Origin of the sequence: Haloferula sp. BvORR071, from assembly GCF_000739615.1 — a bacterium.
Taxonomy (GTDB): domain Bacteria; phylum Verrucomicrobiota; class Verrucomicrobiia; order Verrucomicrobiales; family Akkermansiaceae; genus Haloferula.
On the sequence record NZ_BATP01000007.1, the window covers coordinates 120,638 to 135,206 of the forward strand.

Annotated in this window: 9 protein-coding genes; 4 read left to right on the plus strand and 5 right to left on the minus strand. The window is 63.7% G+C overall.

Going from position 1 to position 14,569, the window contains the following annotated elements; all coding sequences use genetic code 11:
* Positions 1-360: 360 nt before the first annotated feature.
* The gene (locus BV071_RS05850; RefSeq protein WP_035603353.1) at positions 361-1,281 is read right to left on the minus strand and encodes a Gfo/Idh/MocA family oxidoreductase; all 921 of its coding nucleotides are present in this window, start codon (positions 1,279-1,281) and stop codon (positions 361-363) included.
* Positions 1,282-1,641: 360 nt separating this feature from the next.
* Here BV071_RS05850 and BV071_RS05855 point away from each other — a divergent pair, with 360 nt between their 5' ends.
* The 4 genes from BV071_RS05855 to BV071_RS05870 all read left to right on the plus strand — a co-directional run bounded on the left by BV071_RS05855 (position 1,642) and on the right by BV071_RS05870 (position 7,209).
* A complete protein-coding gene (locus BV071_RS05855) occupies positions 1,642-2,217 on the plus strand; it encodes a terminase small subunit (protein WP_265594114.1) in 576 nt (191 codons plus the stop codon).
* Positions 2,218-2,523: 306 nt separating this feature from the next.
* Positions 2,524-3,216: a prolyl oligopeptidase family serine peptidase gene (locus BV071_RS05860; protein WP_265594115.1), complete on the plus strand. Its 693-nt coding sequence runs from the start codon at positions 2,524-2,526 to the stop codon at positions 3,214-3,216.
* A 133-nt stretch (positions 3,217-3,349) separates the two neighbouring features.
* Positions 3,350-5,578 (plus strand): hypothetical protein, encoded by a 2,229-nt coding sequence (locus tag BV071_RS05865; RefSeq protein WP_265594116.1) that lies wholly within the window; start codon positions 3,350-3,352, stop codon positions 5,576-5,578.
* Between the two features lie 179 nt (positions 5,579-5,757).
* The gene (locus BV071_RS05870) at positions 5,758-7,209 is read left to right on the plus strand and encodes a glycoside hydrolase (RefSeq protein WP_035603359.1); all 1,452 of its coding nucleotides are present in this window, start codon (positions 5,758-5,760) and stop codon (positions 7,207-7,209) included.
* A 43-nt stretch (positions 7,210-7,252) separates the two neighbouring features.
* Here the strand turns inward: BV071_RS05870 and BV071_RS05875 are convergent, their stop codons facing one another.
* From BV071_RS05875 to BV071_RS35190, 4 genes are all read right to left on the minus strand, one after another.
* Positions 7,253-10,801, minus strand: a complete 3,549-nt coding sequence (locus BV071_RS05875; protein ID WP_265594117.1) for a hypothetical protein — start codon at positions 10,799-10,801, stop codon at positions 7,253-7,255.
* A 555-nt stretch (positions 10,802-11,356) separates the two neighbouring features.
* Positions 11,357-12,034: a response regulator transcription factor gene (locus tag BV071_RS05880; protein ID WP_035603363.1), complete on the minus strand. Its 678-nt coding sequence runs from the start codon at positions 12,032-12,034 to the stop codon at positions 11,357-11,359.
* Positions 12,031-13,605 carry a HAMP domain-containing sensor histidine kinase gene (locus BV071_RS05885; RefSeq protein ID WP_035603365.1) on the minus strand — a complete coding sequence of 525 codons (1,575 nt, stop codon included), beginning with the start codon at positions 13,603-13,605 and terminating at the stop codon, positions 12,031-12,033. Before BV071_RS05885 ends, BV071_RS05880 begins: the two co-directional genes overlap by 4 nt.
* Positions 13,605-14,504, minus strand: a complete 900-nt coding sequence (locus BV071_RS35190; protein WP_035603367.1) for a hypothetical protein — start codon at positions 14,502-14,504, stop codon at positions 13,605-13,607. The genes BV071_RS05885 and BV071_RS35190 overlap by 1 nt, the downstream gene beginning before the upstream one ends.
* Positions 14,505-14,569: the final 65 nt, after the last annotated feature.

Sequence of the window (14,569 nt, forward strand, 5' to 3'; positions counted from 1 at the left end):
AGGCGGAGCTCATGGGCCGCTTCATTTTGATAGAGCAGGCGCGCCGCGAGATGCACTCGAAAGCTGGGAATAATCCCAGCAGTCCGAGGGCCTGCGGCTTTCATCGGGGGACACGCGTGGATGGAAGCAAGCCTGTCCTTGATGGCATTGGCTTGGAGGCGGGCTGTTAGAGTGGGTCGCACGACCGTCCAAGCGAGGCGGAGCCACGCGACCCCAAGAAGAGTTGTTCGCAAGCCTTTGCGGTTATTCGCAGGCCACAGGTCGACTTTGTTGCAAACCTGAGGAGAAGCGCGGCCTGACACCTCGCTCGCGGCAACAGGGTTGCGCGCACTCCAGGGCGGCTGCGCCGCGGAATGGGAGCTAGCGCTGGGCGTGGATGATGCGGGTGATCTCGAGAGCGAGTTCGAGGGCGGCGGCGCCTTGCTGGCCGGTGACGGCGGGGTCGTGGCCGTGGGCGACGCTGGCGATGAAGGCGGCGAGTTCGAGCTTGAGGGGTTCGTCCTTCTCGACTTCGACTTCGGCGCGCTGGATGGACATGCCTTCCTTCCAATGGATCTGTCCGGCTTGTTCCTGGTAGTCGAGGGAGAGGTAGCAGTCGGATTGGAAGACGCGGATCTTGCGCATCTTCTCCGGGCTGATGCGGCTGGCGGTGACGTTGGCGACGCAGCCATTGGCAAAGCGGATGCGGGCATTCGCGATGTCCTCGGAAGGCATGAGCACGGGCACGCCGACGGCGTCGATGCTTTCGATGGGTGAGCGGACGAGGTGGAGGATGATCTCGAGGTCGTGGATCATCAGGTCGAGCACGACGCCGATGTCGATGCTGCGGTTCGGGAAGGGCGAGAGGCGATGGGCCTCGATGAAGGTGGGATGGGTGAGGCGTTGCTCGAGCTGGCGGAGGACGGGATTGAAGCGCTCGATGTGGCCGACTTGCAGGATCTTGGCCTGCTTCTTGGCGGTATCGACCAGAGCCCGGGCGTCTTCCACCGATGGCGCGATCGGCTTCTCCATGAGGATGTGGCTGCCGAGTTCCATGAGGCGGCAGCCGACGTCGCGGTGGGCGATGGTGGGAACGGCGACGCTGACGGCCTCGGCGAGCTGGGCGAGTTCTTCGAGGGAGGCGACGGGGACGGTGCCGAATTCCTCGGCGACGGCCTGGGCGCGGGCGAAGTCGGCATCGTAGACGCCGCAGAGTTTGGCGCCCGGGATGAGGCTGTAGACGCGGGCGTGGTTGCGCCCCATTGAACCTGCCCCTGCGACTCCTGCTCGGATTGTCTCCATGCGGGATAGGTAGGGATTGAGCGGATGGCGGGCAAGCGCGGGGAGTGGCAGGGGTGTTGAGAGCTCGGGCCGCCAGAAACATGAGGCGTCCCTACAGGACACGGTGATCCCTCCCCTGCTTTTCCCGGCACTTCGTTCCTCGTGCCGGGCTTTTATAAGCCGTCCCCTTGGGACGAAGAAGATCGGTTCGAGGGAGCGGCGGGCTGCCGGTGGTGAATCGGAGATCGTTTGGGTGCTTCACGGCAACAGGGTTGCCTGCCTGAAAGCGGAAGCAGGCTGCACGCGGTCCAAGGGCTACGCCGCTGGAGGGGAAGATGCGCCCGTGTCGGGATGGCGGGAGGATCGGGTAGGGTCGCGAGCATGAACGATATGGAAAAGACAAGAAGGCCGCTGAACCGGAAGCAGGAGAAGTTCGCGCAGATGGTGGCGCAGGGGATTACGGCGACGCGGGCCCATGTGGAGGCCGGATACATCGACCGGGGACGGAACTCGAAGACGAATTCGAGCACGGTGCTGAAGCATCCGCTGGTGCAGGCGCGGATCGCGGAGATCCGGAAGATGGCGGACGAGCTGGGGGTGACGCTGATGACGATCGTGGAGAAGCGGAGCTTCCTGGCCGAGGTGGTGCGGACGCCAGCGGGGAGTGTGGGGCTGGAGTCGAGGCTGTGCCAAGGGTTCTATGAGAAGACGAAGGTGCGGGGGAAGCGAGAGGGAGATGGGACGACGCCGGAGGAGACGGCGGTGATATGGAGGCGGGTGGTGATGGCGGACAAGCTGCGGGCGATCGAGCTGGACTCGAAGCTGGCGGGGCATTTCCCGAAGACCGGGGCTGGGGTGGAGGACGAGGAGGGAGAGAAGGGCTTGGATCTGGAGGCGATCCGGGAGATTGCGGAGAGGATCAAGATCGTGTCTCCGCTCCTGCGGGAACGGGTGTAAGCTTCAGCTGCGGTGGCGAGTGCCGGGTGGCTTGGGATGAATGATCGGAGGCCAGGGGAAAGGCCGATTTGAGATTTGAGATTTGAGATTTCAGAGCGAGAAGAGCGGGCTTGGCCTTCGAACGAGAGGGGGTGATTCGCTACGGGCTGCCGGTGGCGAATCCGGGCGCGGTTTGGTGCTTCACGGCAGCAGGCTGCGCGCAGTCCAAGGCGGCGGAGGAGCAGACTACCTTGACCCGCTTCCCGCTTGGCTTTTTGGGAATCTGGCGTGGAGTAGGCGGATATGCGCCGCATCCTTGCTCTGCTCATGATGATTCCCCTCACCGCATTTGCCACCCCGACCGAGTCCAGCGAATCCCTGGAGTGGAAACCTGGGGAAAAGATCAACTATCTCCAATTCCTGCCGGAGGGCTACGACAAGGACTCCGCGGAGGCGTATCCGCTGGTGATCTTCCTGCATGGCTCCGGGGAGCGCGGCGACAATCTGGACCTGATCCGCAAGCACGGGCCGCCGATGATGGCGACGACGGCGATGAAGAACCAGGGCCACGGGCTGCCATTCATCCTGGCGGCGCCGCAGTGCCCGATGGGCCGCTGGTGGAATACGGACGAGGTGATCGCGCTGACCAAGCATCTGGCGAAGTCGCTGCATGTGGATGAGAAGCGGATCCACCTGACGGGCATCAGCATGGGCGGCTTTGGCACCTGGGCCTGCCTGACGCAGGAGCCGGATCTGTATGCGAGCGGGGTGCCAATCTGTGGTGGCGGCGAGCCGGCCCAAGCGGAGAAGATCAAGGACATCCCGATCTGGACCTTCCACGGTCTGAAAGACGATGCGGTACCGGTGGCCAAGACCCAGGAAATGGAGAAGGCGATCCACGACGCGGGTGGCAAGAAGCTACTGGTCACCTACTACCCGGAGGAGCACCACGAGTCATGGATTCCCGCCTATGCGGACCCCTCCCTGCTGGCGTGGATGATGTTGCAGCATAAGAAATGATTCATATGAGGCTTTGAGTGGGGCGGAGTGAAGATTTTCCACTCCGGGAGAAACGATTTGCTGTCCGGTGTGTTATGACACAGGATTTCCACGTTTTCCGGACGTTTGATTCTCCTCCGAATTCCTCCGCACCATGAAGCCTAAGAAACCTGTCCCCCGCCCTCAGGCCCCGATTGTTCGCCCGGCCGTTGGGTCCGGGCGCCGTATCGTGCAGCAAGCGCAGGCGCATGCTACCGGCACCGTCGCGGCACTGCTTTTCACCGCCTTCGTGGTTGGCGGTGTGTGGTACAAGCTGGAGAGCATGAAGACCCGGGTGGTCGTCATCAAGAATGCCGAGACCACGGAAGCCTCCGGCGGAGCCAGCACCGCGCCGCTGCCGGAAGCGGCGCCGACGAAGATTTTCGATTTCGACAAGGCCAAGGAAGAGCAGGCCAAGACTGAAAGCGCCGCCAACGGTGCGGTCGCCAGTGCGAAGCCAATGCCCGGAATCACCGTGCCGCAGAAAGAAGCGGTGCCGGAAGATCCTGGTATCGCCGTGCTGAAGAACGCGGAGCCGCTGCTTCTCACCGGCATCGATGCCGGTCGCGATGCCGCCTTGCAGCGAGACGCGGCGATGCTGAAGACCGCGATGGATTCGAAGGGCTGGAACGCCTATCGCAATCTGCTGGAGCGCTCCCTGGCAGCAGCGGTGCCCAATGTGGCAGGCAAGGAAGGACGCAACCGCTTCGACCCGGTGTGGGCGGAAGCGCCGCTCTACAAGGCCTTCCTGCGCTGGGAATTCCTGGACCGCTTTTCCCAATCCGACATCGCCGAGATCTCCCACGACAGCTACGCGCTGGAGATGCTGACCTGGCTGCTGAACAAGCCGGAAGCGATGGAGGAACTGCTCCTGACGATGAAGGATGCGGATGACTCCGCGAAGGTGCTGGTCTTCCTGAAGGACGCGTGGAGTGCGCGCTCGGAGAAGTTTGAGAAGTTCTTCAGCCTCGCGGTCGCTTGCTCGGTGGTCTTCGACCATGACATGACGATCGGTGAGCCGCTCGGAGGAGAGTCCACGGTGAATCCCCTCGCCCGCTATCTCTGGTATGTAGAGAAGGACGAGAAGGGCAAGCTGGCGGTGCCGGTCCATCGCCAGAACGCCCGCGACCTAGTGTGGGTGGTCTGCGCGCCGGTGGCGACCAAGGAGCTGGACTGGGCGATCGACAAGATGCACGAGAGCCGGAAGAACTGGGGAAGCACCTATGAGATGGTGGAGTACCTGATGGAGCGTGCGGTGAAGGGCATCAATCCTTACAAGGAATACAGCTTCGCGGAGATCCTGAAGGAAGGTGGCATCTGCGGTGACCGCTCCTACTTCAGCGTGAACACCGCCCGGGCGCAGGGCATCCCGGCGCTGATCCTGGCCGGTGAGACGGATCTGGGCGGCCACGCATGGGCCGCGATCAAGACCGATACGCGCGAGTGGGACACCAACATCGGCCGTATCGGTGGGGTCTCGAAGGGTGAAGGTGGCAATCCGCAGCTCAACAATTCGCTCAGCGAGCAGGAGATCTGGCTGTGGAATGATCGCGCGCACCAGAGCGACATCACGACGATGTCGGTTTACCGCCACTTGTGGCTGTCCGATCTCTTCGCCGCGATGGGACGCTTGGGTGAGACCATGAAGACCGCGCAGCTGGCCAACGAGCTCGGCAAGTCCTTCCCCGAAACCTGGTCGCGCCTCTACGACGTGATCGAGGAGCAGCAGCAATTCTTCGCTGACGAAACCCAGCCGTCCGACCCGAAGGTAGTCTCGGTGTGGCGTGAGTTCTCCGCCGATATGCGCCGCGAGTTCCGCGACAATCCGCGGATGGCCGCGCTGGCCGCCCGTGCGGAGGATGAGCACGTGTATCCCTACGCGACTGAGACCGAGGTGGAGCGTGCAATGAAGCGCGAGCGCCGCCGGGTGGAGCGCGAATCGAGCGAGCAGAAGGATCTGATTGCGACCACGCTCAAGCGTGAAGGTGACCTGATCATGAAGCGTGGTGGTCCGGACGCGGCCAAGAACGTGGGCAATCTCTACGACACGGCGCTGCGCGAATACGGTGGCAGCATCACAGGCTTCAAGATGATGGCGGAGGACTACTACAACTTCGCCAAGTCCGACAGCACGGTGGCCCGCAAGGCGGTGCGCGATATCGAGCTGGCCTTCAAGCGGGTGGTAGAAACCGGCAGCAAGGATTGGTTCCGCGCGAATACCGAGTCCGGTATCTACAAGATGATCGTGGGCTACTACCGCGAGGTGGGTGATGAAGGCCGCGCGACGCTGCTGGAAAAGCGGTATGAGCGTTTGCTCCGGATCGCCGAGCGCGGGGCGCTGTAAGGGTGCTTCGCTGCGAATTTCAAAAGGCAAAGAGGCAGGAGGCTAGAAGCTCCTGCCTCTTTTTCTTTTGCCGGGGTGCCGGGATTTTTTCCTCGGTTGGTGGTTCCATAGGCAGCTTTCGCTGATGCTGTCGCAATGCTCCTAGCCGCTTCTCCCCCACCCTTTCAGATTCTCCCGCCATGAAGCGGCGAAGCGCACTCCTCTATCTCTTCGGCCTGCCCTTTGCCGGTCGCGTTTCCGCTGCGGGGCCGGAGGTCAACAAGGTGACGCTGGATCCTGCGGCGAAGCAGGGCACTTGGGATGGCTGGGGTGTGTCGCTGTGCTGGTGGGCAGGTGTGTTTGGCGAGCGCGCAGATCTGGCCGATGCGCTCTTCACGACGAAGGCGGTGCGGGTTGGGAACGAGCTGCTGCCTGGGCTGGGGCTGAGCATCGTGCGCTACAATGCCGGTGCCTGCGCATCGAGGAAGATCGGTGAGCGGGCGATGAAGGTTTCGAAGATCATCCAGCGCTACCGGCAGATGGAAGGCTTCTGGCTGGATGATCGCAGCAGTGATCCTGCATCGGACAGTTGGGATTGGTCGGTGGATGCCAAGCAGCGCAACATGCTGAAGCTGGCAAAGGAGCGCGGGGTCACGCACTTCGAGCTCTTCGCGAACTCGCCGATGTGGTGGATGACGCGCAACGACAATCCATCCGGTGGGCCGAAGTTCAGCGACGACAACCTGGCGCCAGCGCAGGAGCAGAACTTCGCGATCTACCTGGCGAGTATCGCGCGGCGTGCGGCGGATGATTGGGGGATTCCCTTCACCAGTGTCTCGCCTTTCAATGAGCCGGTATCGGATTGGTGGTTCGCCGATTGCAAGCAGGAGGGCTGCCACATGTCCCCTGCCGCGCAGGCTCGGGTGCTACCGCTGCTGCGCGAGGAGCTGGACAAGCGCGGTCTAAGCAAGCTGCCGATCTCGGCTTCGGAGGAGACTTACTATGATCACGCGGTCCGGACTTGGGAGAGTTTTGATGCAAAGACGCGCGCATTGATCGGCCAAGTGAATGTCCACGGCTATCAGGAGGCGAAGGGTGACCGCGCGAAGCTGCAGCGGCTGGTGCATGTGGAAGGCGGCAAGCGCTTATGGAATTCCGAATACGGCGATGGTGATCCGAGCGGGCTGAACATGGCGCGCAATCTTCATCGCGACTTGGCAGCGCTGAAGCCGACCTCGTGGTCTTACTGGCAAGCAGTCGATGGCGGCGGCTGGGGGCTAATTCCCGGCGAGATGCGGCGTGGCAATTTGCGGCCCGCGAATGCGAAGTGGCATGTGCTTGGCCACTACACGCGCAATATCGCGCCGGGGGCGACGATGCTGACGACGGGTGATGAAGCGCTGATCGCTGCGCATGATGAGAAGCAGCGGCGGCTGTCGCTGGTCTTCCTCAATGATGGCGGCGAGGAGCGCGAGTGGCGGATCGATTTATCGCGCTTCGAAGGCAAGGGTGTGAAGGCGAACGGCTGGATCACAGAGCCGATGGGGAAAAGCCGCTACCAGGCGGCGGATGCGATCACCTGGCAAGGCAAGGTGATGGTGTTGCGGCAGCCGAAGCAATCGGTGCAGACGGTGCTGGTGAACGGGGTCTAACAAGCAGGGCGGGATTGGCAGCCCACCCTACCTGTTGAGCTATTCAGTTCGGAAGCGGGGGCAGCTTGGGGGCTTCGATGAACTGTTGGATCGTGATGGCGACGGGCGGCACGCCTTGCTTGGGAGTTCCGCAGGCGGCGCGCCAAGCGGCGGCGATGGTCTTGGCGGCAGTGCCGCTCTTGAAGAGCACCGCGAACTCGGTGCGGGTGATCATGCCGTTGTCATCGCTGTCCAAATCATCGGCAGCCTGGGTGCGTTGGGCGCGGGTTGTTTTGGCGACTTGGTAGGTGGAGAAATTCGGGAGGACCTTGGCTTGAACCCAGGCTTTGAGACCGAGTCCGGCGCCGCCTTGGGCACGCGACCAGAAGGCATCGATGGGTTTGGTCGATCCGCCGGGCGGCCACATCAGGGCGACTTCCGTGCGGGTCACCACCCCATCGTGGTCGGCATCGAGCTCCAGGAAGATGGTGGCGCGCGAGGTCCAAGCAGTGGTCGTGCGTGCGGTAGCCTTGTTCGAGCTGGCGGCGATGAACTCGGCGAGCGTGACTTCGCCGGACTGGTCGCTATCGACCAGAGGGAAGAGCTTTTCCTTCTTGGGCGGCACGGGGTGGAGAGCGAGCCACTCGCTCAGGGAAAGCGCGCCATTGCCATCCGCATCGAAGGCGGCAAGGAGCATGGACTCCGGACCTGAGAGCAGGAAGCCGCTCAAGCGGTAAGTCCGAACTGCCCCGATATCCGCGGTGAGCAGGCTATTGAAGGGATTCACCGAGTCTTCCTTGGCGGAGGCGACCACCGCCGTGTCACCGCTGAGCGCCAGCGAGGAGGCGGAGGCCGCCTGCGGCACCCCGGCGATCAGGCCCTGACGCGACCAGACGACTCCTTCGCGCGCGTAGACATAAGTCGCACCATCGGAATCCGGGCCGTCGGTGTAGCGTTCCTCCGCACCCACCAGGGCGATGCTGCCATCCATGGCCACGGACTTGCCGAAGCGGTGGACGGCGGCGGCATTCTCCGGGGTGAAACGGTTTACGCGGCTCCAAGTATTGCCGCTGCGGGCGAAGAGATGGGCCGCGCCGGTGCCATCCGCCGGGAGTGGATCCGGCAGGGTTTCACTGCCGGGTGCGCCGACCAAGGCGAGGTTCCCGCTCAGCGCGACGGAGGTGCCGAAGCGGAGATCGCCGGTGCCATCATCTTCGAGTGTAGCTTGGCGGCTCCAGACAGTATCGCTGCGGGTGAAGACATGAGCGATGCCGGGATGCAGGGCGGCCTGCGGAGCGCCGACGAGGATGGTGTCATCTTGGATTGCCACCGAGCTGCCGAAATAGGCATTGGCCCGCGGCTGCACTTCTTCCAGCGTGGCCTGCTGGTCCCACAGGCCCTCGCTGCGGGCGAAGACGTGGGCCTTGCCGCTGCTGCCGCCGAAGCTGGGAGAGCCCAGAACCACTGTATTCCCATCCAGCGCGATGCTGGATGGCGACATGCCCTCCGTGCTGGCGGCGTAGAGTTTTTCCTGCAGGCTCCAGATGCCGTTTTGCCGCACATAGGCATAGCCCAGCCCCACGGCACCGAGAACCACGGTGTCGCCATCCAGCGCCGCCGCTTTTCCGAAGTTCAAGTTGGTGCGGCCGTCGGGAGGTATGAGCCTGGCCTGCTGCGTCCAGTCCGTACCGCTGCGAGTGAAGATATAGGCAGTGCCAGTTCCCGGACCCGTAAGGGTGGTATCTGTGGCGGCCCCGATCGCCACCGTGTCTCCGGAGACGGCAACGGAGTAGCCGAACTGCTGGTTCGCGGATTCCTCGCCCGCCGTCAGCCGGCCCTGAAGCGCCAGTGACCCGGCCGTCAGGCGATAGGCATCCACCACGCCGGCATTGGAACCTGCCGCGGTGCTTATGTAGGGCAGGCCGAACAGGACTTCACCGCCGGACATCGCAACAATCGAACCGAAGGACTGGCTCGAGGAGGGGCTCTGGGAAGTGGTCTTCGAGGCGAAATTCCACAGCGTGCCGGTGCGCTGATAGACGAAGGCCGCCCCGGCATCGAAGGAGACGATATCGGCGCCCGTCTCTCCGATCAAAGCGCTGTCTCCGTCCAATACCACGTTGTCCCCGAAGCGGTCACCATTCAGGCCGCCGGGAGGAAAGATCTCCGCCTGCCGGGTCCACACCGATCCGCTCCGCGTGTAAACATAAGCAGCACCCGGTCTCAGGGCGCTGACGACCTTGGAAGGCGCGCCGATCAGCAAGGTGTTTCCCTGCAGCGCCACGCTGGTGCCGAATCCCGAGTCGTCTCCCGTTACCAGATTGATCGCGACTCCTTCACTCCAGACTCCTCCGGAGTTCCGGTTGTAGATCTTCACATTCGGGGTCGTTTCGAACTGCCCGACCACGGTTACTCCGGCGGCAATCGTGCCGCCACTTATGGCGACTGAATAACCCAAGCCAAGGACGGCGCTACTGCCCAGGAAGCTCTGCTGCAGAGTCCAGACATCGCCGTTCCGGACATAGATATTGAAGCCGCCCGTGGAGTTCCCGGAATTCTTGCGGCCGACGACCAGAGTGTCACCGTCCAGCGCCACATTGTTCCCGAAGTTCTCCTGGTTGATGGATGCGGCATAGGTGAGCTTGGCCTGCTTGGTCCAAGTGGCCCCGCTCCGGGCGAAGACATAGACACTGCCGGTATTCGTCTTGCCAGGCGCGTCATCGCCGGGGGCTCCGACCGCGACGGTATTTCCGGTGATGGCCAGCCCGGAGCCGAAGAGGCTGTTGGCGCTCCCCGCATCCGGTGCCAGGATGGCTTTCTGGAGCCATGCTCCGTTCACTTTCTCCATCACGTAGACACTGCCGCTGGTGGCGCCTCCGGTGGTGGTATCCCGCGCGGCCCCGATCAGGGCGGTGCTACCCTCCATGGCCAGCGCGATGCCGTAGTTGTCGTTAGCCGAGCCGGTGCCGCTGATCGCGGGCCGCAGGGTTTGCTCGAAGGAGGTGATCAGCGGATCGATGGTGACCGGGTAGCGCGCGCTGCGATCATCGACTTGGATCGCAATGCCCCGGTCGGAAGCTGCCATGCTTGCGGCGAGGGCCGAGCCATCGGCATCCCAGACCTTCAGGCCGGAGTAGCCGAGCTTGGCGGCACCGTCGTTTGCCACCAGTTCCAGCGTGCCGGTCTGCTCGCCCGGCTCGGCCCTCAGGCCGGCAAGTTCGATTTCGATGCGGAGCGGCTCGCTGGCAGCAGCGGGAGGGTGAGCCACGATGAAGCCGTGCTCGATGCCCTCGCTGCGGTTCTCGAACCACTCGGTGACGCCGTCGCCATGATCGGCCTGCGCGCGGGTACCGGAAGTTTCCCAGACCGCGGGGGCGAGGGAGCCGGTGTACTGGAAGTTGGCCTGCCAAGTGCCGCTGCGCCCGCTGATGTGGACACCATCCCGGGCATAGCGGGCGGCGAGGTCTTGGGCGGGATGGTAGGAGAATGCCGTTACGCCCAGGTTGTCGGGGAGGGCGGCTTCGTCGGCTGTCAGGGGCTGGATCGCGCGGCGCGCGGTATCGAAGGCCTGCCAGAGGCCTTCCTCTCCGGGAGCGGCCGGGACTTGCGGCAAGCGGGAACTGGCAGCCTCAGGGGGGAGGCTCGAGGGAGGCGCTGCCGCGGGGATCTTTTCCGAGGAGCCCTCGCCCGGATGGTCCCGGAGTGCAAGATAGACGGGCGAAACCAAGCCGAGAAGGCATAGCGCGGTTAGGGCGCGGGCTCTGGCACGAGGCGGAGATGATCGGGGGGAGTACATAACCGGAAAGGAAGGAGAAACGCCTTTGATGAGGAGACAATGAAGTATCTATCAAAATCTCCCTTCGCAAGGTCACAGTTGCGTGACAGGGCTTCAAAAAAGCGGTCCACCCGTATTCTCTGCGGCGAAGAAGCGATCGTGGTCACTTGGGTGACGCCTCCCTCGGACGGGGCTTCGCCGGAAGGCGGTTGTACTGGGGCTGGGCGGACCACGTTCTGGGCTAGGGGGAAGACCACCGCCTGAACTACTTCCGTGCTGTCACCAGCACGGCTACCTGGTGGTGCGGGGATTTGCCCGGGGGCTTGGGGTGAGGTCAGACTTTAGAACTGCTTCGTCCGCTCAGGGGACTGAGCGGACTACCTTCGGACTGCTTCACCCGCCGTAGCGATAGCCGGTGCCGCGGACGGTGGCGATGATCTCGGGATTAGCCGGGTCGGCCTCGATCTTCTTGCGCAACATCAGCACGTGCTGGTCGAGGGTGCGGGAGTCGGGGAAGTAATCCATGCCCCAGCACTCGTCGAGGAAGGCGTCACGGCTGACGGGCAGGCCGACGTTGCGATGGAGCAATTCGAGCATGGAGACCTCGCGACGAGTGAGCTCAATCTCGCGGCCACCGCGCTCGGCAGTAAGGGCATCGGGATAGACTGTTAGATCGAGCATACGCAGGCTGCGGCCCTTGTCATTCACGGGATGGACGCGGCGAAGGGCGGCGCGGATGCGGGCCATGACCTCGGCGCGGGTGAAGGGCTTGCGGATGAAGTCATCCGCCCCCAGCCCGAGGCCAACTACTACGTCGAGTTCCTCGTTCTTTGCGGAGAGAAAGAGGATGGGCACCGCGGGATCCGCGGCGCGGACGCGGCGGCAGACTTCGAAGCCATCGATCTCTGGCATCATGATGTCCAGGCAGAGCAATTGCGGCCGGTGCTCCGACCACAATTCAAGGGCTGCTTTGCCATCCGCGGCGGTCAGCGTGTGGAAGCCCTCGTCGCGCATGCAGGCGTCGAGCGCTTCGAGGGTCAGGGGATCGTCTTCGGCCAGGAGGATAGTCATGCGGATTCCTTGGGTTGATCCAAGACCACCAATCGGGGTGGCAAAGGCAGGTCTAGTTCGAAGCAGGCACCGCTGCCGCCATGCACCAGCAGCAACTCGCCCTGCATGCGGCGGGCGAGGTCGCGCGCGATGGCCAGGCCCAGGCCGGTGCCGCTGGAGCCTTCATTAACGCCACGGTGGACGCGCTCGAAGGCTTCGAAGATTTTCTCGCGCTGCTGCGATGGAATACCCGGACCACGATCGTTGACGCGGAGGCGCAGGCGATCGGCGGTCATGCTGGTCTCGATGCCCAGCCAAGCGCCGGTGCTGGCATACTTCTCCACGTTTGAAATCAAATTGCCGGTGATCTGCGCCAAGGCATCGGGATCGAGCCGCACGCTCTCCCCTGCCCCGCGCTGCCATTCGACGGTCACCTTGCGGCGGTCCAGGGATGGCTGGAATTGGGCAAGCACGCCGGCGATCACTTCGTCCGGAATGCAGGGAGCTGAACGCAGCTCGAGGGTCTTGCGCTCGCCGCGGGAGAAGGTGAGCACGTTCGAGACGAGGCGTCCGAGGCGCTGCACTTCCTCATTCACGAGATCGAGACGGCGGCGGGCCTCGGCGGGGCGAACTTCGAGAGCGCGCCCTGTTAGATCGAGATTGAGCAGGATGTTGGTGAGCGGTGTGCCGAGCTCGTGCGAGACGCGGTTCACAAAGGAGACGCGTTCCTCCGCGAGGCGCAGGGCACGGGCTTGCTGGTTGCGGAGCAGGATGCCGGTCATCAGCAGCATGGCAGCGATGCCACAGGCGATCACCAGGGTCGCGCTGTCGTGTTCAGGAGTCACCTTCAACTTGTCCCAAGCGAGCAGCTGCCATTCGCCCAAGCCATTGCGATGAGGAATGACCAGCGCCGCCGGACCGGTGCGCGTATCCTTGGCCGAGGCCAGCCACTCAGCGCCGCCGGGGCCTTCCACCGCGACGAATTCGCCAGCTTGCTCCAAGGGTGTGAAGGAAGTCCGCGACCAGGTGGCGAAGTGCTTGCGCAGGCAAGCGTGCAGTTCCTCTTGGTCGATGGTGAAGCTCACCACGAGACCGCGGTCCCGCCACCAATAGACGCGGTGGCTGGCATCCGGACCGGACAACCAGCCGCTGCCGCAGGTGGTGGCGCTGAGCAGTTCCTTCGGAAGGATCACCGCATTGCGTGGGACCAAGCGACCTTCCTCTCCTTCCGCAAGGACCTGAGGGATCTTCAGCAAGCTGCCTACCGGCGGCTTCATGCCTTCGGCCTCTTTGATCCGTTGGCCGTTGGAGAAGATCTGGCAGGTGCGCAGGCCCATCAGGTTTTCGCAGCGCTTGGCCAGGCTCTTGGGCGGGAGCCATTCACCGTTCACGGCGATGTCATCGAGATGATCCGAGTAGAGCCGGTCCAGGCGATCGAGCTCAACGCGCATGGCCGCCGAGAAGTCGAAGAGGCGCCCGCGATCGGCGGCGACCCGCTCCTCATGGGTTCGCCGCGCCAGTCGTTCGCCGCCCCAGAGAACCAGAGCGGCGACGACGAGCATGGGCAGGAGCGTGGTCCAAAAGGGTCGCATCAGGGAGCAACTACGGTCGGAGTAATGAAGGAGAACCAGACCCGTTTCGCGGAGTTGGGATCGATGACCGAAACCGGCGGGCGGCTCGGCGTGCCGACCAGCATCGGCTGGCGGTCGCGCAGGGTGAGAGCGGTGGTGACACGCTGGGATTCGAAAGTGGGCATCTCGGTCTCGGAGGGGCCCTTGCTCCATTTCGAGCGGCCCGCATAAGTCACGGTATCCGGTGCGAAGCGCAGGTCGATAATTTGATTGTTCGCGCCGATGGTGGGCTCGATTTCGATGGTGGTGCCAACATTGCGGGTCTCATACGAGGTCCCCAAGGGCGGAGCGAAGCGGCCGGAGGAATCTTCTTCCGGCGCAACCAGAGGAGCCGCCGGATCTGCCGGGGCTGCGGCGACCGGGTGCGGGGTGGGTGTCGCAAGGGGCGACGTGTCGGGGGTCGGGACGCCCAGCTTTTGGGGCTGCACGGGCTTCGGGCCATTGCCGTGCTCATATCCGGTGGGGTAGATCAGCTCCGAAATGCTCTCAAGCGTGGCCCTCTCCCCGGAGCGGGCACGGACGATCGAGAACTGTTCCTGGACTGCCTCGCCCTTGGCGACACGGTCGATGAATTCCTTGTAGAGCTTGGCGTCATCCATGCCGGTCCGCTGCAAGGCGGCGGCATCGGCAAGATCGACGGAGAAGCTCTCAAAGCAGATCGAGACGAATCTCGGGCGGCTAGCTTCGCGCTCCTCATCGGTCATTTCCGACTCCGACCGAACAAAGGGATCCACCACGGGTGCCGGGGCGGGAGCGGCGGTTGGCGGTGCGGCAGCTGCCGGAGTAGGCGCCGGGCTCTGGGCGAGGAGGGCTGGCACGGCGATCAGGCCGGCGAGCAGGAAGCGGTATGGCGTTTTCATCACGCCGCGATCTTGGCGGATCGGGCGATGAGCCGGGTCAAAAGGATGTCAAAAGATCGGGGCTC

Excerpts from the sequence above, each read along its gene's own strand:
- BV071_RS05880 (WP_035603363.1), bottom strand. The coding sequence starts at position 12,034 with ATGACTATCCTCCTGGCCGAAGACGATCCCCTGACCCTCGAAGCGCTC.
- BV071_RS05865 (WP_265594116.1), top strand. The coding sequence starts at position 3,350 with ATGAAGCCTAAGAAACCTGTCCCCCGCCCTCAGGCCCCGATTGTTCGC.
- BV071_RS05855 (WP_265594114.1), top strand. The coding sequence starts at position 1,642 with ATGAACGATATGGAAAAGACAAGAAGGCCGCTGAACCGGAAGCAGGAG.
- BV071_RS05860 (WP_265594115.1), top strand. The coding sequence starts at position 2,524 with ATGATGATTCCCCTCACCGCATTTGCCACCCCGACCGAGTCCAGCGAA.
- BV071_RS35190 (WP_035603367.1), bottom strand. The coding sequence starts at position 14,504 with ATGAAAACGCCATACCGCTTCCTGCTCGCCGGCCTGATCGCCGTGCCA.
- BV071_RS05885 (WP_035603365.1), bottom strand. The coding sequence starts at position 13,605 with ATGCGACCCTTTTGGACCACGCTCCTGCCCATGCTCGTCGTCGCCGCT.
- BV071_RS05870 (WP_035603359.1), top strand. The coding sequence starts at position 5,758 with ATGAAGCGGCGAAGCGCACTCCTCTATCTCTTCGGCCTGCCCTTTGCC.
- BV071_RS05850 (WP_035603353.1), bottom strand. The coding sequence starts at position 1,281 with ATGGAGACAATCCGAGCAGGAGTCGCAGGGGCAGGTTCAATGGGGCGC.